General features: G+C 64.1%; 18 protein-coding genes, 1 tRNA gene and 2 pseudogenes. 15 read left to right on the top strand and 6 right to left on the bottom strand.

Annotation, left to right across the window (positions count from 1 at the left end):
- Positions 1 to 65 precede the first annotated feature (65 nt).
- Positions 66 to 1,373, top strand: coding sequence for a DUF3422 family protein (locus AVS7_RS00955; protein ID WP_024000738.1), 1,308 nt, complete (start codon positions 66 to 68; stop codon positions 1,371 to 1,373).
- 60 nt (positions 1,374 to 1,433) lie between these two features.
- On the opposite strand, the gene AVS7_RS00950 is transcribed toward AVS7_RS00955, so the two are convergent.
- Complete coding sequence (locus AVS7_RS00950; protein WP_024000737.1) at positions 1,434 to 3,182, bottom strand: SulP family inorganic anion transporter; 1,749 nt, start codon at positions 3,180 to 3,182, stop codon at positions 1,434 to 1,436.
- A 137-nt stretch (positions 3,183 to 3,319) separates the two neighbouring features.
- On the opposite strand from AVS7_RS00950, the gene AVS7_RS00945 reads away from it, so the two are divergent.
- The 12 genes and pseudogenes from AVS7_RS00945 to AVS7_RS00890 all read left to right on the top strand — a co-directional run bounded on the left by AVS7_RS00945 (position 3,320) and on the right by AVS7_RS00890 (position 12,966).
- The gene (locus AVS7_RS00945) at positions 3,320 to 3,646 is read left to right on the top strand and encodes a metalloregulator ArsR/SmtB family transcription factor (protein ID WP_024000736.1); all 327 of its coding nucleotides are present in this window, start codon (positions 3,320 to 3,322) and stop codon (positions 3,644 to 3,646) included.
- A gap of 54 nt (positions 3,647 to 3,700) precedes the next feature.
- Positions 3,701 to 5,017: an NAD(P)/FAD-dependent oxidoreductase gene (locus AVS7_RS00940; RefSeq protein WP_020226629.1), complete on the top strand. Its 1,317-nt coding sequence runs from the start codon at positions 3,701 to 3,703 to the stop codon at positions 5,015 to 5,017.
- Between the two features lie 12 nt (positions 5,018 to 5,029).
- Positions 5,030 to 5,401 carry a DUF5368 domain-containing protein gene (locus tag AVS7_RS00935; RefSeq protein ID WP_020226628.1) on the top strand — a complete coding sequence of 124 codons (372 nt, stop codon included), beginning with the start codon at positions 5,030 to 5,032 and terminating at the stop codon, positions 5,399 to 5,401.
- Between the two features lie 14 nt (positions 5,402 to 5,415).
- Positions 5,416 to 5,793 (top strand): carboxymuconolactone decarboxylase family protein, encoded by a 378-nt coding sequence (locus AVS7_RS00930; RefSeq protein ID WP_020226627.1) that lies wholly within the window; start codon positions 5,416 to 5,418, stop codon positions 5,791 to 5,793.
- 9 nt (positions 5,794 to 5,802) lie between these two features.
- Complete coding sequence (locus tag AVS7_RS00925; RefSeq protein ID WP_020226626.1) at positions 5,803 to 6,219, top strand: hypothetical protein; 417 nt, start codon at positions 5,803 to 5,805, stop codon at positions 6,217 to 6,219.
- Between the two features lies 1 nt (position 6,220).
- A complete protein-coding gene (locus AVS7_RS00920; RefSeq protein WP_020226625.1) occupies positions 6,221 to 7,606 on the top strand; it encodes a dihydrolipoyl dehydrogenase in 1,386 nt (461 codons plus the stop codon).
- Between the two features lie 76 nt (positions 7,607 to 7,682).
- Entirely contained in the window at positions 7,683 to 8,054 is a 372-nt protein-coding gene (locus tag AVS7_RS00915; protein ID WP_020226624.1) for a DsrE family protein, read from the top strand.
- A gap of 115 nt (positions 8,055 to 8,169) precedes the next feature.
- Positions 8,170 to 9,003 (top strand): TlpA disulfide reductase family protein, encoded by an 834-nt coding sequence (locus tag AVS7_RS23435; protein ID WP_024000735.1) that lies wholly within the window; start codon positions 8,170 to 8,172, stop codon positions 9,001 to 9,003.
- Positions 9,004 to 9,263: 260 nt separating this feature from the next.
- A pseudogene (locus tag AVS7_RS00905) lies at positions 9,264 to 9,443 on the top strand (LysR family transcriptional regulator); the annotation flags it as partial.
- Positions 9,434 to 11,452, top strand: a pseudogene (gene traD, locus AVS7_RS00900) (type IV conjugative transfer system coupling protein TraD); the annotation flags it as partial. The pseudogenes AVS7_RS00905 and traD, both read left to right, overlap by 10 nt.
- Positions 11,449 to 11,913 (top strand): DUF4400 domain-containing protein, encoded by a 465-nt coding sequence (locus AVS7_RS24980; protein ID WP_020226619.1) that lies wholly within the window; start codon positions 11,449 to 11,451, stop codon positions 11,911 to 11,913. The pseudogene traD and the gene AVS7_RS24980, both read left to right, overlap by 4 nt.
- 15 nt (positions 11,914 to 11,928) lie before the next feature.
- Positions 11,929 to 12,966: a conjugal transfer protein TraG N-terminal domain-containing protein gene (locus AVS7_RS00890; protein WP_020226618.1), complete on the top strand. Its 1,038-nt coding sequence runs from the start codon at positions 11,929 to 11,931 to the stop codon at positions 12,964 to 12,966.
- A gap of 19 nt (positions 12,967 to 12,985) precedes the next feature.
- Here AVS7_RS00890 and AVS7_RS00885 read toward each other — a convergent pair whose 3' ends face one another.
- From AVS7_RS00885 to AVS7_RS00875, 3 genes are read right to left on the bottom strand one after another with little or no spacing between them, the layout of a single operon-like run.
- Positions 12,986 to 13,360 (bottom strand): DUF3742 family protein, encoded by a 375-nt coding sequence (locus AVS7_RS00885; protein ID WP_024000732.1) that lies wholly within the window; start codon positions 13,358 to 13,360, stop codon positions 12,986 to 12,988.
- Between the two features lie 27 nt (positions 13,361 to 13,387).
- A complete protein-coding gene (locus tag AVS7_RS00880; RefSeq protein WP_020226617.1) occupies positions 13,388 to 13,846 on the bottom strand; it encodes a type II toxin-antitoxin system YhaV family toxin in 459 nt (152 codons plus the stop codon).
- The gene (locus tag AVS7_RS00875) at positions 13,846 to 14,163 is read right to left on the bottom strand and encodes a type II toxin-antitoxin system PrlF family antitoxin (RefSeq protein ID WP_008265574.1); all 318 of its coding nucleotides are present in this window, start codon (positions 14,161 to 14,163) and stop codon (positions 13,846 to 13,848) included. The genes AVS7_RS00880 and AVS7_RS00875 overlap by 1 nt, the downstream gene beginning before the upstream one ends.
- Before the next feature lie 308 nt (positions 14,164 to 14,471).
- Between AVS7_RS00875 and mobH the strand changes: the two genes are divergently transcribed.
- On the top strand, positions 14,472 to 15,770 hold the full coding sequence (gene mobH, locus AVS7_RS00870) for a MobH family relaxase (protein ID WP_082176293.1): 1,299 nt from the start codon (positions 14,472 to 14,474) through the stop codon (positions 15,768 to 15,770).
- Positions 15,771 to 15,782: 12 nt separating this feature from the next.
- Here the strand turns inward: mobH and AVS7_RS00865 are convergent, their stop codons facing one another.
- The gene (locus AVS7_RS00865; protein WP_020226616.1) at positions 15,783 to 17,705 is read right to left on the bottom strand and encodes an integrase arm-type DNA-binding domain-containing protein; all 1,923 of its coding nucleotides are present in this window, start codon (positions 17,703 to 17,705) and stop codon (positions 15,783 to 15,785) included.
- 240 nt (positions 17,706 to 17,945) lie between these two features.
- Positions 17,946 to 18,019 (bottom strand) — tRNA-Gly (locus AVS7_RS00860).
- Between the two features lie 152 nt (positions 18,020 to 18,171).
- Between AVS7_RS00860 and AVS7_RS00855 the strand changes: the two genes are divergently transcribed.
- On the top strand, positions 18,172 to 19,299 hold the full coding sequence (locus AVS7_RS00855) for an ROK family protein (protein ID WP_020226615.1): 1,128 nt from the start codon (positions 18,172 to 18,174) through the stop codon (positions 19,297 to 19,299).
- The last annotated feature ends 6 nt before the right edge of the window (positions 19,300 to 19,305 follow it).

Here is a 19,305-nt window from a genome sequence, read left to right as displayed (position 1 = left end):
GCAAAGGCAACGGCTGGCATGGTGCAGACGCTGCCCTCAACCAACCGTCTGAATTCTGATCGTCCATGAGCCGCGCTTCGTACCCTACGCAGCATCCCCAGCGCGTGTTGCTACACAACGAAGTCCATGCACGACCGCCCGAAGCCCTGGTGGCACCGTTGGCGATCACACACATCGTGATGTTGACCGATGCGATGGGCCGTGATGCAAGCCGCGCACACTTGGCGACGTTCCTGCGCGACCATCACCAAGCGCCGCCAGATGCGCTCACCACCCACTTGCGCGTAGACCTGGGGGCATTTCGCATCCGATGGGAACTGCACACCGAGTTCGTCTCTTGGACATTCACGGTCATACCGACCGATGCCTTTTCCAAGGAGGGGCGCGTCCCGATGACGGCGTTGGAGGCTGTTCCGCGTGACTGGCTCGTCGCACTTCCCGGCGAATGCCTGTGTGCGTTGCACCTGTGGGTGACTGGCAGTCGGGGTGCAGATGGGGATGCCGATCCGGCGGCATGCAACTGGCTGCGCGAGGAATCGCTCGTCGCTTCCGCCGTCGCGAACGACCAGGGCGAGGTCTATACCGACTTTGCCATCCATGCCGATAGCTTCTCGCGCATGCTGCTCGTGGCCAAGGCGCTTTCACCCCAACGCCTGGGTCGGCTCGTCCAGCAGTTGCTAGAAATAGAGACCTACCGTATGGCTGCTCTGCTTGGCCTGCCCGCTGCGCGTGATGCCAGTGCAACCCTGGTCAGTGCCGAGCGCGAATTGGCGGAGCTGGCCCAAGCCATCCGAGTTTCCAACCGCGATGCCGAGCCCGTGCTGCTTGACCGTCTGACTCGGCTGGCGGGCCAGGTCGAGGGCCAGTATGCCGCCACCCATTCGCGCTTTTCGGCCAGCAGCGCGTACTTCGAACTGGTGGACCGGCGCATACAGGACATTGGCGAATCCCGGCTCGGTGGCTTGCAGACGATAGGCGAGTTCATGGAGCGGCGGCTGAGCCCTGCGCGCAGCACCTGCGCCTGGGCTGCACGGCGGCAGAACGCTCTGTCCGAGCGTGTTTCACGCATGAGCAACCTGCTGCGCACGCGCGTAGAGATTGAGCAGCAGCAGAACAACCAGGCCTTGCTGGCTGCGATGAACCGTCGAGGCGACTTGCAGCTCAGGCTTCAATCCACGGTGGAGGGATTATCGGTAGCGGCCATCACCTACTACATCGTCGGCCTCGTGAGCTACCTGGCGAAGGGAGCGCAGAAGCTCGGCTGGGGCTTCTCACCCGAGAGCACGGCCGCGGTAGCGATTCCAGTGGTGGCCGCAAGCGTATGGTGGTCACTGCGGCGCTTGCACCACAGCATGTTCGGCGAGGTGCGTTGAAAAGTTTCCGCCCTGATGCGCCCTTGATGCACGCCAACCGTGGGCCTGGCCCGCGCCAGTTCAAGCCAGGCTGTCGGGGGCCAATTCGGCGATGGCTTGATAGTGGGTGAGGTAGATCCGTCCACTGAGGCGCGTCAGAAACGGTGTGCCGGCGAGCTTGTCCATCACCGGTCCCTTCACTTCCGACAGATGGAGCCGGATGCCCGCCTCGTTCAGCCGCGCCTCGATCGCTTCCAGGCTTTCGAGCGCGCTGGCGTCGATGTCGTTGATGGCCGAGCACTGAAGCACCACGTGCCGGAGTTCGGGGCGATCCGCGACAGCCTCATTGATGCGGTCCTCCAGATAGCGTGCGTTGGCAAAGTACAGGCTTTCGTCGACGCGCAGCCCCAGCACCTGCGGGCTCGTGAGCACGGAATGGCGAAGCACGTTGCGAAAGTGTTCGGTCCCGGGCACGAGCCCGACAACAGCCACATGCGGCCGGCTGCTGCGGTACAGATGCAGCATCAGCGCCAGGCCTACCCCGGCGATCAGGCCAGTCTCCACGCCCGCAAGCAGGGTCGTGGCCAGCGTGGCCGCCACCACAGTGAAATCGAAGCGTGAGTATTGCCAGGTCCGCTTGAGCATGCCCAGATCGACCAGCGAGAGCACCGCCACCACGATCGTGGCTGCCAGGGTGGCCTGTGGCAGGTGGTGCAGCAGCGGCGTGAGCAGCAAGGTCGCAACGGCAATGCCGATGGCGGTGTAGATCCCGGCCGCCGGCGTCTGCGCGCCGGCGTCGAAATTGACCACGGAACGCGAAAAGCCACCCGTTACCGGCAAACCACCCGTGAAGGCCGCTGCCACATTGCTCGCTCCCAGCGCGACCAGTTCCTGATCCGGTTCGACACGTTGGCGCCGTTTGGCCGCGAGCGTCTGCCCCACCGAGATGGATTCAACGAAGCCGACCACGCTGAGCAACAGCGCTGGCACGGCCAGTTCCGTCCACAGGGCCGGGTTCCACGTGGGAGGCGTGAACGGCGGAAGTCCCTGTGGCACCACCCCTACCACACGCACGCCTCGCTCTGCCAAGTCCCAGGCCCATACCGCCCCTGTGGTCGCCGCGATGGCTGCCACGGGTCCCGCCTTGGCGAGGGCGTCTGCCCAACGCTGCGCGATACCGATCTGGCGCAGCCATGGCTTGAGCCCGCTGCGCGACCACCACAGGAACAAGAGCGCCGACAGCCCCAGCGCCACGGTAGGGCCATTGGTCTGGGGCAGACCTCGCCATAGCGCGGGAAGCAGTTCCGGCAGGGTATCGCCCGATGCCGCAATCCCCAGCACGTGCTTGGCCTGGCTCAAGGCGATCAGTACGCCGGACGCCGAGATGAAGCCGGATATGACCGGATGGCTGAGGTAGTTCGCCAGCCAGCCAAGCCGCAGCACTCCCATGAGGGTCAGCATCAGGCCAGACAGCAAAGCCAGCACCAGCGCCGCCGCCCAATAGTCAGCGGAGCCCGCCGCAGCAACCTGCCCGACGGCTGCGGCGGTCATCAACGACGTCACCGCCGCCGGCCCGACAGCCAGTGTGCGGCTGCTGCCGAACACCGCATAGGCAAGCAAGGGAAGCATGCTTGCATAGAGGCCCGCCTGCGGTGGCAGGCCAGCCAGCATGGCGTAGGCCAGGCTCTGGGGAATCAGCATCAGCGTGACGATGCCGGCCGCAAGCATGTCCGCGGACCATTGGCCTCGGTCGTAGGTTTTCCCCCAGGACAAGACCGGCAGCCACCGCTTGGCCGCAGAGGACCGTTGGGAGGTGGAAGCCACGCTCATCGGTAGGCCTCGAAAGCCAACGAGAAAGGCACGCGGGCGAGCCCATCAGAAACCATCACATTCACGGGGATACCTCTGGAATGATTTACGAATTTACATATTATAATTTCTTCATTCGTTCTACAGCGAGAACCAAGATGCCACCGTTCAACAAGAGCAACCTAAAAGCACCCGAGCAGCTGCGTGAGCACGCTGGCGAAGCGTGCGCCTTGCTCAAGGTTCTTGCGAACGAAGACCGCTTGATGCTGTTGTGCCAGATCGCGTCCGCTCGCCACAACGTGGGCGAGCTGGAAGCCATGACCGGCATTCGCCAGCCCACGTTGTCGCAGCAGCTGGCCGTGTTGCGTCAGGAGGGACTGGTCGAGACCGAGAAGGAGGGGAAGTACGTCTACTACCGGCTGGCCAACGACAACGTCGTGCGCGTCATGCGCATGCTCTGGGACATCTACTGCGCCCCGAAGTAAACGGGGTACGAGACCATGAATCACCACAAGAACCCTATCCAAGGAGACAAGGCAATGGATCAACCGCTCAATCGGCGCCGGGCTCTTCTGACGCTTGGTGCGGCCGGCGCTGCAGGCATTGCACTTACGCCGGGCATCGCCAACGCGGCGAACAAGGTCAAGACCACGGCCCGAATCGTCATCGCAGGCGCCGGCGCCGCGGGCCTGGCGGCAGCATCGCGCCTCTCGGAAGCGCTGGACGGCGCGAAGATCACGCTGATCGACGCGCGCAAGGAGCATTTCTACCAACCAGGCTTCACGCTGGTGGGCTCGGGCATCAAGCCCGCAGGCTACGTGGTGTCCACCACCGCCGAATACGTGCCCGCCGGCGTCGAGCTGGTGCAGGAACGCGTGGCCGAGTTCGATCCGGAAGGCAAGAAGGTCGTCACGGAAAGCGGCGAGGCCCATGCATACGACTTCCTCGTCGTCGCCACCGGCATGAAGCTGGAGTACGGCCTGATCGAAGGCATGGAAGAGGGCCTGATCGGCAAGAACGGCATCGGCAGCATCTACCACAGCCCGGCCAAGGCCGAAGCCACGTGGCAAGCCATGTCGGCTTTCGCCGACAAGGGCGGCCGTGGCGTCTTTCTACGCCCCGGCACCGAGATGAAGTGCGCGGGCGCGCCGCTGAAGTACACCTTCATCACGGACGACTACCTGAGCCGACGCGGCCAGCGCAGCAAGGCGGAGGTCGTCTACAACTCGAACAACAAGGCGCTGTTCAGCGTACCCATCGTCTCGGAGAAGGTGCGCATGCTGTTCCAGGAGCGCGGTATCCAGGTGAACTACGAGCGAGTTCTCAAGGCCATCGATCCGGGCAAGCGCATCGCCACGTTCAACACGCCGGCGGGAACCGAAGAACAGGGTTACGACTTCATCCACGTCATTCCCCCCATGCGTGCGCCCGAGCCCATCCGCAACAGCCCGCTGCCGTGGCAAACCGGCGCGTGGGCCGCCGAAGGCTGGCTGGAGGTCGACAAGGGCACGCTGCGTCATGTGCGCTACCGCAACGTGTTCGGCGTCGGTGACATCTCCGGGGTGCCCAAGGGCAAGACCGCAGCGAGCGTGAAATGGCAGGTCCCCGTCGCGGTCGACCATATCGTTGCCGAGATCGCGGGCAAGACCTCGGACGCGCTCTACACAGGCTACACCTCGTGCCCACTGATCACGCGATTGGGCCGCGCCATGCTGGTGGAGTTCGACTACCAGAACAACCTGGTGCCATCCTTCCCCGGCGTGATCGCGCCGCTGGAGGAACTGTGGATCAGTTGGGTCATGAAGACCATGGCGCTCAAGCCCACCTACATCAGCATGCTGCGCGGCCGCGCCTAAGGAGACACCGCCATGAAAGAACTCGATCCCTTCATCCTGCTGGCTGTTTTCCAGGAAATGCTCGGCCCCTTGCTGTGGATTCTCCTGGCCATCGTCGTCCTGGGCCTGGTCGCCTTCGTCGCACTGCTGGTGCGCGAGAAAGGCCTCGTGTCACGCCGCCTGGTGCGTTCGGAGGCGCTGGGCATCGTCGGGGGAGCACTGGCTTTGGTCCTGATGGCCAAGGTGTCGTCCTCAGGCTTCACCGATGCCGCTGGTCCCGCCGACTGGTTCTTGATCGCTTTGGTGTTCGGTGCCGGCCTGGTCGGATCGACCATATTGGCCTACACCATCGCTGGCTGGTGGCCTGCCCGGAGGCAACTGACCGACACTGCGAACGCGCGTTGAGCCGGGGAGGCCTCATGACGGCAACTCGCTACAGGGACTTGACGAAGCAGATCACCTCCAATCTGGCACCGCTGCGTGCTAGCGCTCCCCAGGTCATGAAGAGCTTTGCGGAAATGGGCAAAGCCGCCATCGCCGATGGGGCGTTGGACGCCAAGACCAAGGAGTTGATTGCACTGGCGATTGGCGTCGCCACACGCTGCGACGGTTGCATCGGCTTTCATGCCAAGGCCTTGGCCCGTCTGGGGGCGACGAAAGCCGAAGTGCACGAGACCCTGGGCGTGGCGGTCTATATGGGGGGTGGCCCCTCTGCGATGTATGCAGCCAACGCCGTGGCCGCCTTCGACGAGTTCATGGCTGAAACGCCTCCCAGTTCGTTGCCGGCAGAGCAATAGAACGCCGACATGCGGCACTTGGCCAGCTACATCGCAGCGATCCGCCAGCGCCGCAGCTCGATCTGCATCGAGAGCATGACGCGCGATGCGTCGAGCTGGCAGGAGGATGGGTTCGAAGTGACCCAGGAGGCGGTCACCTATCGGTTCACCGATGGCGCCACGATCTTCTGCACGACCGAACAGGACTCGGTGCCGGTCGATGCCGATATCTGCCCGGAATGCTGGATCACCTACGAGGTTGTTTCAGATGGGCATTCCGACGAGCGGATCACGCCTGCGCGAGTGACTTTCAACTCGACCTGTCGCGAAGCCTTCTGGCTCAAGTACCACGCGCCGTCGTCCAACGACCTGGCCATTTCTACGTCGAACCCGTGGTCTGCCGAGACCCGCTGCCACGACGCAGACACAACGAAGGAGAACCCCTAGCATGCCCTCGTCCATCACCACCGACATTGCCATCATCGGAGCTGGCACTGCCGGTCTCACGGCTTTCAGCGAATTGCGTCGCCTCGGCCTGTCCGCCGTTCTGATCGACCATGGCCCTTTGGGCACGACCTGTGCCCGGGTGGGTTGCATGCCTTCCAAGGCAGCACTGCATGCCGGCCACCAGTGGGCTAACCTGCGCGCGCTGCTGAAAGAGGCCGCCGCACCTGCGGGCTCGGCCACTCCTGACGACTTGTGGAGCCACGCCCGCAGGACGCGCGACCTGCTCGCTGGTAACACCGCCAAGCGCACCCGCGAGGTAGCAGGAGATCGGCTTCTCACGGGAACGGCGCGTTTCACCGGTCCCGACACCGTGGACGTCAACGGCCAGCCCATTCACGCTCAGGCGTTCATCGTCGCCACCGGCTCCCGGCCGGTTGTTCCGCAGGCTCTTGCGGCGCTGGGCGATCGGCTGCTCACCACGGATAGTCTGTTCGACCTGGACACCCTTCCCGGGAGCGTCGGAATGTTGGGATTGGGCGCCATCGGGCTGGAAATGGGGTTGGCGCTGTCGCGGCTCGGGGTTCGAGTGGTCGCCGGTGACATGAAGACCTTGCCCGCAGGCATCACCGACCCCAAGATCGGTGCGCGTGCCATCGAGCACTTCAGCGGCGATATCACCATGTGGCTGGGGCGGCCCGTCGAAGCCACTGCCCGGCAGCAATCAATCGAACTGCGCAGCGGCGACGCCGTCGAACAAGTGGACGTCGTTCTGGCCGCACTGGGTCGCCGTCCCAATGTCAAAGGTCTGGAGCTGCAACTGGCAGGCGTGCCGCTTGATGCACGCGGACAGCCGGTCCTGCATGCCAAGACCCTGCGTGCCGGCTCGTCCCTCGTGTTCCTCGCCGGTGATGTGAGTGCCATTCGGCCGCTGATGCATGAGGCCGTCGATGAAGGACTGATCGCAGCGCGTGCCGCTGCGCAATCGCTTGGTGGCGCCCCCCTTGCCGAACTCCCGCCACGCCGCACGCCGCTGGCGATCGTGTTCAGCGACCCCGACATCGCGACGGTCGGTCAAGCCTACGACACGCTGAATCTCGACCATACCGTCATCGGCTCCGCGCAAGGCGACGCCAATGGTAGATCGCGCGTGATGGGTGCCGAAGGCAACCTCGTTCGCCTGTATGTGGACCGCGGCAATGGGCGCCTGCTAGGTGCCGGTCTGCTCGCCACGCGTGGGGAACATCTGGCCCACTTGCTGGCTTGGGCCATCCAGCGCGGCGAGACGGTCGAGAGCCTGCTGGCGATGCCGTACTACCACCCCAGCATCGAAGAACTGGTGCAAAGCGCGCTCAAGGATGCAAGCCGACAGTTGAAGGCTTCAGCATGAGCACTTTGCAAGCGGCTTCCACAACCTCATCCGCAAACCACCCCCGCTCTACCCCCATACCAACCAGGAGCTGAACATGCAGACCACTGATTTCGTCGCGACTGTCTTCGACGGCGCAAGCAATCCGAACAAGGTCACCGTGACCTTCACCATGGCGCTCAACGCCTTGCTCAAAGGCCACACGGCCACCATCATCCTCATGGTCGAAGCCGTCCAACTCGGCAAGCCCGGGGCCACGGCGGGCATGGCGATCGGCAAGCCGTTCGAGCCCGTGGCAGACCTGCTGGCCAAGTACCTCGAAAAAGGTGGTCGCATCGCCATCTGCGGCTCTTGCATGGTTCACAACGGTCTGACGGCCGAGCAGATGGACCCGCGCTTCGAAGTCATCACGGCGCCGGATGTCATTGAGCTTCTCATGAATGCGAGGGGCTCCTTGCAGGTGACCTGAGGGCACACCAACCGTGCGATATGCAAGGCCGCCCATCGGCATGAAAGAGCCACCTCCTGCCCAGAAGCTGGCGAGCGGATGTTTCGGCCCGCTCGTTCAAGGCGGGAGCTAGAACTTGATTCATTCCGTTCAGATCGGACCAGTGTCACTGCCGCCCGGCCTGGTCCTCGCTGCGCTCGTCCTGACAATCGCTTTGTTGGTCGGAAATTGGCTTGGGCGCAACGCCGGAGTCGAAGTAGAGAGTCGAATTTACCGCGGTCTGTTCATCAGCGCGATCTGCGCTCGCTTGGGGTTTGTGCTCCAGTACCATGAAGCCTACTCCAGCACGCCATGGAGCGTTCTTGATTTTCGCGATGGAGGATGGTCTCCCTGGGCTGGGCTACTTGCAGCATGGCTCTATGCCGCGACGGTCGTTTTACGTTTCCCGACAATAAGGAAGCCCCTGCTGTCGGGCTTGACTGCTGCAAGTGCGATTTGGATCGCCGGAACGGTGGTCCTGGCCTTGCCGTTTCGTGAAAGGCAGTTCCTGCCGGATTTCAACACGCTCTCCATAAAGGGCGACCAAATCGCGCTGCAGTCCTACGTCGGAAAGCCTACGGTGGTCAATCTATGGGCCACCTGGTGCCCACCTTGCCGGCGCGAAATGCCCGTCTTCGAGCGCGCTCAGAACGAGCATCTTGACATCAACATCGTGTTTCTCAATCAAGGGGAGGCACCGGCCAAGATCCAGCAATTTCTTGCAGGAAGCAAGCTGTCGCTACGAAATGTGTTGATTGACACGCAGGGCGAAGTTGCCCGCTCAATGGGCCAAAAAGGCCTACCAACAACCCTGTTCTTTAACGCGGCTGGCCGCTTGGTCGATGTTCGCGTCGGCGAGTTTTCTTACCCAACCCTCAACCAGCGTATTGATGCGCTCAAGCTCGGTCATGAGGCTGGCGGAAAGACGTGAGCCACTTTGGGATAAGCATCTGTAGTGCAGCAGTCACGGCACTACGGGAGGAGTTGATGCTCACAGTTATTCCGTCTGAGCCTGATCAACATACTTGTTCCATGATGTCGGCAGCCCAGCAGGCGTGATCGAGTTGGCACGTTGCTGGTCAATGCATCCGGTAGGCATCGCGAGCTGCGAGGGGTGATTGCAACGGCTGCATTCTTCTCCTTAACTGCGACCAGGGCCATAGGCAGTGGCCCCACAGATAGGGAGAAAACATGAACTTGCGTCATATCGAGGCATTCGTCGCAGTGGCCGAGGAACTGCACTTTGGCCGGGCTGCCAAGCGCCTGCACATCGAACAGTCGCCGCTGTCGCGCCGGATCAGCCGGCTGGAGGCGGACCTGGGCGTGACGCTGCTCCACCGCAACGGGCGTGGCGTGCGGCTGCCATCCGCTACCGCGATGCCCGCGTCATTCTGCGCTACCGGCGCAACATTCGCCGCTTGCCGCGCTACGTGATGACCAGCAAGGACGTGCCGGTCAGCCAGCAGCGTCTGTTCGTGGGGCGCGGGTTTCTGTGGGAGCAGAAACACACCCATCGGCTGATGCAGACGTACCGACCGGAGTTCCGCCGCTACGTCGAGCCAACGCCGGCCTACCGGCTGGCGCGCAGGCTGGAGGAACGGCTGGAGTTCGCGCCGTTCCCGCTGTCCCGGCTGCCTGCGCTCACGGGCTGGGATGTGCCTTTCAACCCGGTGCGCCCACTGCCGCCTGTGGGTGGCCTGCCGCGCCTGCACGGCATCGAACCCGACGAGGTGGATGTCAGTCTGCCGCTGGGTGAGCGCGTCGGGCATTCGCTGGTGCTGGGCACCACGCGCGTGGGCAAGACGCGGTTGGCCGAGTTGTTCGTGACCCAGGACATTCGACGCAAGAACGCCGACGGCGAGCACGAGGTCGTCATCGTCATCGACCCCAAGGGCGATGCCGATCTTTTGAAGCGGGTGTACGTCGAGGCCAAGCGTGCGGGGCGCGAGGGCGAGTTCTATGTCTTCTATTTGGGCTGGCCGGACATTTCCGCGCGCTACAACGCTGTGGGCCGCTTTGGGCGCATCAGCGAAGTGGCCACCCGTGTTGCGGGCCAGCTTTCCGGCGAAGGAAACAGCGCGGCATTTCGCGAGTTTGCGTGGCGCTTCGTCAACATCATCGCCCGCGCCCTGGTGGAACTGGGGCAGCGCCCGGACTACATGCTGATCCAGCGCCATGTGATCAACATCGACGCGCTGTTCATCGAGTATGCCCAGCACTACTTCGCCAAGACCGAGCCCAAGGCCTGGGAGGTGATCGTCCAGATCGAGGCCAAGCTCAACGAGAAGAACATCCCGCGCAACATGATCGGGCGCGAAAAGCGCGTGGTGGCGCTGGAGCAGTACCTCTCGCAGGCGCGCAACTACGACCCGGTGCTCGACGGCCTGCGCTCGGCTGTGCGCTACGACAAGACCTACTTCGACAAGATCGTTGCATCGCTGCTGCCGCTGCTGGAGAAGCTCACCAGCGGCAAGATCGCCCAGCTTCTGGCCCCGAACTACTCCGACCTGGCCGACCCGCGTCCGATCTTTGATTGGATGCAGGTCATCCGAAAGCGCGCCGTGGTCTATGTTGGCCTGGATGCGCTATCCGATGCCGAGGTCGCCGCAGCGGTCGGCAATTCCATGTTCTCCGACCTGGTTTCGGTCGCCGGCCACATCTACAAGCACGGGATCGACGACGGCCTGCCGGGCGCATCGGCTGGCTCGCGCGTGCCGATCAACGTCCATGCCGATGAGTTCAACGAGTTGATGGGCGACGAGTTCATCCCGCTGATCAACAAGGGCGGCGGTGCTGGCCTGCAAGTCACCGCGTACACGCAGACCCTCTCGGACATCGAAGCACGCATCGGCAACCGCGCGAAGGCCGGTCAGGTGATCGGCAACTTCAACAACCTGTTCATGCTGCGCGTGCGCGAGACGGCTACCGCTGAATTGCTAACCCGGCAATTGCCGAAGGTCGAGGTCTATACGACCACCATCGTCAGCGGCGCAACCGACAGCTCCGACATTCGCGGCGCGACGGACTTTACGTCGAACACCCAAGACCGCATCAGCATGTCCAGCGTGCCGATGATCGAGCCGTCGCACGTCGTCGGCCTGCCCAAAGGCCAGTGCTTCGCGCTGTTGCAAGGTGGCCAGCTTTGGAAGGTGCGCATGCCGTTGCCGGCGCCAGACCCGGACGAGGTAATGCCGGCGGACTTGCAGCAACTGGCCGGGCACATGCGCCAGAGCTACAGCGAGGCCACGCAGTGGTGGGAGTTCACCAGCTCCCCGGTCTTGCAGGACGCGGCCTTGCCGGACGACCTGCTCGATGAGGCGGCCATCGCCATACCCATCACCGACACGGGCGACACGGCCAGCGAAGAGGCCGCGCCATGAGCGATGCCGCCTCCACTGCGCAGCGCGAGCAGAACCGCCGCCAGGGCCTGATCGTCGGCACCATCACCTTGCCGTTCCGACTGCTCGGAGTGCTGGTCGGCTCGCTGCTGTTCTCGATCCTGATGGAGTGCATCGGCATGCACCTGTTCTGGAAGGACCAGGGCTGGCAGCACTCCCAGCAGATGCTGCAGTACGAGTTGGGGCACCTGTCCAACCACTTCACGCGCAGCGTGGTCGTGCAGGAGCCAGGGCGCACGGCGCATGCGCTGGTGGACACCGGCTACGAATGGGTGTACGGCGCTACAGCCTATGGCTGGGTCTGGATGCGTCGCCGGCTGCTGGCGCGCGAGGCCCAACGCGGGGCGGATAGGCAGGAGCGGCGGCGCCTGCTGCGCAGCGAGATCGCCGGCATCGCCGCCATCCTCGCGCTGGAAGCCAGCCTGTTGCTGCAGGCCGCTTGAGGGGAGATCGGGGCCATGACGCTTTTCACGACCGACTACCTGGAGTACTACCTGACGCTGGTGTCCTGGATCGTCCATAACGGCATCTGGGCAGTACTGGTGGCGAGCGGTGTCTTCGCGCTGCCTTTCATTGCCATCATCGTGCAGGAATGGCTGAAGGCCCGTGCGGAGGGTGCCGACGAAGGCAACACCGGGGGCTACTACGACAGCTACCGCTCCAGCACACCACGCGACGACTGGCCCTACGACAGCACCCGCGACGCGGGGCTTGCACAGGTGGCCAGCGGTGGCGGCTATCCGTCCTGCAGGCAGTGGTGGGCCGATGGCAGCAATGGCCTGCGTGCACGCCTGCTGGGGCAGGTAGACCCAAGCCTGCTGAATCGCTTGGCGGGCTGGGCCGGATTCCTGAGCCGAGCCGATGTGGACGACTCAGTAATCCGCACCATCGCCTCGCCACGGCAGCAGAAATTGAACCAGGGCACCGTCTATACGGACTACGGCGGCCAGATCGACAAGACCCTACCGAACATCGTGACACGGGCCACGGGCGACGTCGGCATGGCTGTCGGCGCGATTGCCGCGTTTCCCGCCATGGACGTGGTGCGCCAGGCGCTGCCTATGGTGCTCGCCTTGCTCAAGATGGCGCTGGTCATCTGCATCCCGCTGGTGCTGGTCGTGGGCACCTACGACCTGAAGACCGTCGTTACCGTGAGCGTCGTGCAGTTCGCGCTGTTCTTCGTCGATTTCTGGTTCCAACTCGCGCGCTGGATCGACAGCACCATCCTCGATGCGCTCTATGGCTGGGGCTTCGGCTGGAACCGGCCACACGCCAACTTCGACCCGTTGGTGGGGCTGAACAACGCCTTCGGCGATCTGTTGTTGAACTTCGTTATGGGGACAATGTTCATCGTGCTGCCCACCTTTTGGATCGGTGCACTGACCTGGGCCGGAATCCGCGCCGGGACGATTGCAAACAGCTTCTCAGCCGGCACGAGGGACGCAGGGAGCGCCGGCGGAAAGGGAGCTGGCGCGATCTCAAGGAAATTGAAGTGACGCACGCTCAAGCCGAGTGTCAGTCATCATCCTTGTACATCTCATGAGAGGTGTCGTTGTAGAGATTCGGGTCATAACCCGGTGTCTCTCGAAGTTCTTCCAAGGTGGTAGGAAACTGCAAATGGAACTCTTCGTCTGAATGGCTCTGATTTGCTGCCCATCCCACAGCCACGACACAAACCAACAGCAGTGCCAGCCAGAACGCGGAATAGAGCAGTACACCGAGCACGGCCAGCTTGACCACCCACAACAGCACGGTGGCACCAGCTACCGGCACGCCCCTGGATACCAACCAGCTCGACGCCCGCCGTTCGCAGCGAGCATAGGCGCGCCATCCACGGCCAAAGCTGCGACCGAGACGTTCTGCAGTGCTAATGCGGGTTGTGGTGTTCATGGTCGTCACCTGCTACATGTGAAATCGCTACTCCAGTTTGCTCCAATCCTGCTTGCTTGCCTGTACCAATGCGCTCCATTCGTCCGGCGGGTTCCCGCGCCCGAGCATCTTCTCGAACACGGCATACGGATCCGATTTGCTCCCCGAAGACCGCAGGGTCTGTTCATCGTTGACCCAGGCGTACACGATGACCTTCGCCTTCGAGTCGTAGCGGAAGAACAGCCGGTATCGCCTTCCGAGCTTGGCCCGCCGCCAGTGGCGATAGGCCGGCCCCATGGTGTTGCCCTGGCGGTATTCGTCGCGCGCCGGATCACTCGGTACCACGTCTTGTATCAACTGGGTCAACGCCCGGAAGAACTTGACGTTGGCGTTCGATCCGAACCCTTCCGGGTCGTTCTCTTGGGCGCGCAGCACGGCCGCGCGCAGCTTCATCATCTGTTCGATCAGGTTGTCGTGGAACAGCAGTGTCCAGCCATGCTGTTGCATCAGATTTCCACATCCTCATCGAAATCATCACCCAGGTCCACCTTGTGCCCCGCGTGCTCCAGCATTGTGCGAGCCAGATCCTCGGGCAGGCCACGCACATTCCGGCCCGCTTCAATGTCGCGGGCCAGCAGGGTCAGGAACGCGGCAATGGCAGGGTCCTCGTGCTCGGCATCGGCGCGGGTGACGACGACTTCGCCGCCACGCAGGTCGAACGCAACCTTACCGCCAGTGTCCACGCCCAGGGCTTGGCGGATGGACTTGGGCAGCGTGATCTGGCCTTTGGAGGTCAGTGTGGCAACTTCGTGAATGGCAGGCATGGTGGCTCTCCTGATCGCAATGCCTGCATTGTAAGGAATTATCCTTACCGCGTCAATGAGAGGTCTCACCGAGGTTCTCCAGCATCCAACAATGAACCTCATCGTAGGGCGGGAACAGCCAGCCTTCCCGCATCAATCCGGCCCCGCTACACCCGCATTGACGGTGGACGACCAATGCTCACCTCTCTATATCCAAAGGCTTCTAAAGGCCAAAGGGCCGAAATGGCAAGGGAATGGGGTGCAAGGGGAAAGGCCCTACCCGAAAAGGCGAAAAGGCCTCCCGCTTGGCCCGCCATCAGGACACCCACATGCTCTCTCTGTTCCAGCGAAAACGGACCTCGGGCGCTGCCGCTCCGTCGCCAGCACCCGTCACCGATCTCCCAAAAGGGCTGCTGCAACCGGAATCGGCCGCATCGCTGCTGGCGACACCGCGCCGGCAGAAGCTGCTGGAACACATCTGGCAGCGCACCTCGCTCTCGCGCAAGCAGTTCGCCGCGCTGTACCGCGCGCCGCTGGAACGTTATGCCGAGTTGGTTCAGGCTTTCCCTGCATCCGAGGCGCATCACCACGCTTACCCAGGCGGCATGCTTGACCACGGCCTGGAAATCGTCGCCTACAGCCTGAAGCTGCGGCAGTCTCATCTGCTGCCTATCGGCGCTAGTCCCGAGGATCAGGCCGCGCAAGCCGAGGCCTGGACTGCTGCCGTCGCCTACGCCGCACTGCTGCACGACATAGGCAAGATCGCCGTCGATCTGCACGTCGAACACGCCGACGGCAGCACTTGGCACCCGTGGCACGGACCACTGCATCAGCCATACCGCTTCCGCTACCGTGACGATCGCGAGTACCGGCTCCACAGCGCCGCGACGGGCTTGCTCTACCGGCAACTGCTTGACCGCGAAGTCCTGGACTGGCTCAGCGGCTATCCGTCGCTGTGGTCGCCACTGCTCTACGTTCTGGCCGGGCAGTATGAGCACGCTGGGGTGCTGGGCGAACTGGTGGTGCAGGCCGACCGAGCTTCCGTGGCCCAGGAACTGGGCGGCGATCCCACACGCGCCATGGCCGCGCCCAAGCACGCACTGCAACGCAAGCTGCTGGACGGTCTGCGTTACCTGCTCAAGGAGGAGCTGAAGCTGAACCAACCCGAAGCCTCCGATGGCTGGCTCACCGAGGATGGTTTGTGGCTGGTGAGCAAGACGGTCTCGGACAAGCTGCGGGCGCACTTGCTGTCCCAGGGCATCGACGGCAAGCGTTCGCACCTGCTGGTCCATCGCGAAGTGCCATGCCATGAACTGAAGAAGCAGCCCCTCATCTGTGCGCAATCGACCGCGGACGAGCCATGGCAGGCCCTGGTGCATCGGCTGATCGGCGACGCGCCACACGAGCAGGTCGTGAGCACCTTCGACATGGCGATGACGCTGGTCGCCGCGGGGTACGGCATCGCCATCGCGCCCGCCGCGCGGCTGGCGGGATACCAGTGCCGCGGCATCGCGGTGCGACCGCTGGCCAGTGCACCGCCGATCGTGATGGCCTACCTGCTGCACACGTGCGAGGCCTTGACCGAACCCCAGGAGCGGTTCGCGCGCCGCGTCCGCTCCGTGACCTGAACGCCAGCCGCGTCAAGGCTCCATCAGGTCTTCGGCGGCATCGGCCGTGATAGCGTCCTGCACCAGGCGCTGCACGCTGCGCCGCACCTGCATCGGAATGTCGGAGTCCTCGGGATCATCCGCCGCGACGCTCTGCGCCGCGACCAGCCGCGCAGCCAGATGCAGGTTCTTCGGGTTGACCACCTCGATGGCGGAGCGCCCGCCGAGCGCGTCATAGGGCTGCAGCAGCGCGTGGTAGATCGCCCAGGTGTCGAGGCCGCGCGGCACCTGCTTCAACACGGACTGCACCAGCCTGCGCTTGAGCGGATCGAGCTGCCAGTCCGGCACCCGCTGCCCACGGTGGCCCATGTGGATCGACAGCAGGTTGCCGGCCTGGATCTCGTAGGTGATCCAGCGGCGCGACTTGCCGGCGAGCTTGGCGTAGTCAGCCACCGAGAGGTTGTGCGGTGCCTCGAAGGTCTCCAGCACCTGCAGGCGTTCGCGCTGCACCTCCGACAGGCGCGGCCGCGCGTACTCGGGCATGCGCACGGCCGACAGCCGCTGCACCGATGCCGGCGCTTCAGGCAGGTCGGGCGTCGGCGCGGTCACGATCAACTGCGGCGCGGTGAGATCGACCACCGGCGGCTGCACGGCCGCCTGGCCGGCGATGGTCGGCAAGCCTTGCAGCGTGATGGTCAGGTGGCGGCTGGCGACCTCGACCTGGTTCTGCTCGAACAGGTCCAGGCGATCGGCCCAATCCTGCATCATCACGCGGCGCTGCTCGACGTACTCGGCATGGTTGTAGGTCGCGCTGATCTTGTCCGGGTCGGCGTGCGAGAGCTGGGCATCCACCCACTTCTTCGGGTAGCCAAGTTCGTTGAGCGCGGTCGACATCGTGGCGCGGATGCCGTGCCCCGTGAGCTGGTCCTCGTAGCCCATGCGCTTGAGCGCGCCGTTGAACGTGTTCTCGCTGACGGGATGCTTGAGGCACCAGTCGCCCGGGATCAGGTAGACCTGGGCCGGTTTGCACTGGTCCAGCAGGTGGCGAACGATCTCCTGGGCTTGCACCGACAACGGCACAATGTAGGGCGGGATGTCCACTAGGCGCTTGCGCTTCTTCTTGGTGAGCAGTGCGCGCTGCTTGAGCCTGGCCACCGGGATGATCCACAGGCCTTGCTCCAGGTCGAACTGGTCGGGCGTGGCGAAGCGCAGCTCGCCGGTGCGCACGCCAGTGAGCATCAGCAGCCGGATGCCCAACTGCGTGTTCAGTCGCCCGCGGTACTTGCGCAGCGTCTGCAGCATGATCGGCAGCTCGGGCATGCGCAGGAACGGGTTGTGTTCGACCGGTGGCAGCGGCAATGCGACGACCTCCAAGTCCTTGGAAGGGTTGTCGTGCATGTTCGGGATCGCCACCGTGGCATAGGTGAACAGTTGCGTGAACCACGTCCGCAGCTTCTCGGCCACCGACAGCGAGCCGCGCTTTTCCACCTTGCCGATGATGTCCAGCAGGTGCGCGCGGGTGATGTCGTAGATGGTCAGGTGACGCAGCACCGGGAACACGTCCTTCTTGAAGACGCGGGCGATCTGCTCCAGGCTGGTCTGCCGTCCTTCCTCCAACGACAGCTTGCGATGTGTCAGCCACTGGTCGTAGACCGCCTGGAACGTGTGCTCGCCCGCCAGCACGATGGCGTGGCGCTTGCGCTTGCGTTCGGTGTGCGGATTGACGCCCTTGGCGAGCAGGTTGCGGGCTTCATCGCGAAGCTCTCGCGCCTCCTTCAGGGAGAGCACCGGGTAGCTGCCGAAGGACATGCGATCGCGCTTGCTGCCCCAGGTGAAGCGGAAGTGCCAGGCCTTGGTGCCGTTGGCGGAAACGAAGAGGGCGAGGCCGTCCGAATCGGCCAGCGTGTACGTCTTGCCGGTGGCTTTGGCCTGGCGAACCATGAGGTCTGAGAGCATGAGCCCAACTCCTGAAAACCGAGTTGGCTGTCATGGTCCTGTCCGACCCCACACCGCTCCAGCAACTATGCGGAAGCGGGAAGCTCCGCTTTCCGATGTACCACTTGATGTACCGTTTTGTACCGGCAGTCAGTGGTTTTCGCTGGAAGTCACTGGATTCAGCGATGGTGAAAAAGCTGAACCCTGACAATCACTTGCGACGTTCCGCGGTCTTTTCTGGAAGTCCCTGGAAAGTCGAAGTGGAGCGGGTGAAGGGAATCGAACCCTCGTATGAAGCTTGGGAAGCTGCCGTTCTACCATTGAACTACACCCGCACGAGCCGCGCATTCTAGCGCACGGCGGGCCCGCAAAAAGCCGGATGCGCGCCTGTCCGCGGCGCACACGGCATATGGGCTGACGTGCCGCGCGCCCGGATGGCGCCACCATGGCCGCATTGCCCGCGCGGCGGGCGCCAAGAGAGGGCTGCATGGCGGTGAAGAACCCATCCAGGGATGCAACGAAGGGGCGCGGCCCCGTGAGCGAGCGCGAGGCGCAGGCACTGCTGGAGCTGCGCACGCTCGGCCCGCATGGCGAGCTGGAACTGCCCTCGGTGCGCATTCTGGGCTACAGCCTGGAGTTGCGCGACGGCAAAGGCGGTTTCGTGGGCGACAGCGCCAGCAGCGCGGCCTTTCGCGGCATGCTCGATGCGTGGCGTGCGCTGTTCGCTGCCATGGCAGGGCGCGATCCGCTGGGCTCCAGGCCGACCGATGCGCTGGACAAGCGCAAGCTGGACGCGCTGCTCAAGGAGGGTGGGCCGGCCGCGCAGGCCATCGCGGCAGCGCAGGAGGATTACGCGCTGCAGCTGGCCGACGTGGTGTTGCGCTTCCTGCGGCACAAGAGCTGGCGCGGCGTACGCCGCGTGATCGTGGGCGGAGGCTTTCACCAGAGCGTGGTGGGCGAGCGCGCCATCGCCCGCGCTGCCGAACTCGTGGGCCGCAAGCGCTCCATGGTGGAGCTGCGCACGCTGCACCATGACGCCGACGACGGCGGCCTGATCGGCTGGGTGCACCTGGCCCCCACGGCGCTGCTGCAGAGCTACGACGCCATCCTGGCCGTGGACCTGGGGGGGACCAACGTGCGCTGCGGCGTGGTGCTCACGCACCTGCACAAGGCGCCCGACCTCTCGCGTGCCGAGGTGCTGCTGCGCGACAAATGGCGCCATGCCGAACACGGCCCCCGGCGCGACGAACTGGTGGACGGCATCGCGCAGATGCTGGCCGATCTGGCCGCGCAGGCCGAGCGCAAGGGCGTTCGCGTGGCGCCTTTCATCGGCGTGGCCTGCCCCGGGCTGGTCTGCGAGGACGGCTCGCTGGCCGGCGGCACGCAGAACCTGCCGGGCAACTGGGAGAGCGCGCGCTTCCACCTGCCGCAGGACCTGTGCGAGCGGCTGCCCGAGATCGGCGGCGGGCGCACGCAGGTCTGCCTGCACAACGACGCGGTGGTGCAGGGCCTGTCGGAGCTGCCGTTCACGCAGGACGTGCGGCGCTGGGCGGTGGTCACCGTGGGCACGGGGCTGGGCAACGCCAGCTACGCCAACCGCGTGCCCAAGGTTTGAAGCGTT

This window comes from Acidovorax sp. MR-S7 (assembly GCF_000400995.2).
GTDB lineage: Bacteria > Pseudomonadota > Gammaproteobacteria > Burkholderiales > Burkholderiaceae_C > MR-S7.
This window is presented reverse-complemented; position numbering and strand designations above follow the sequence as displayed.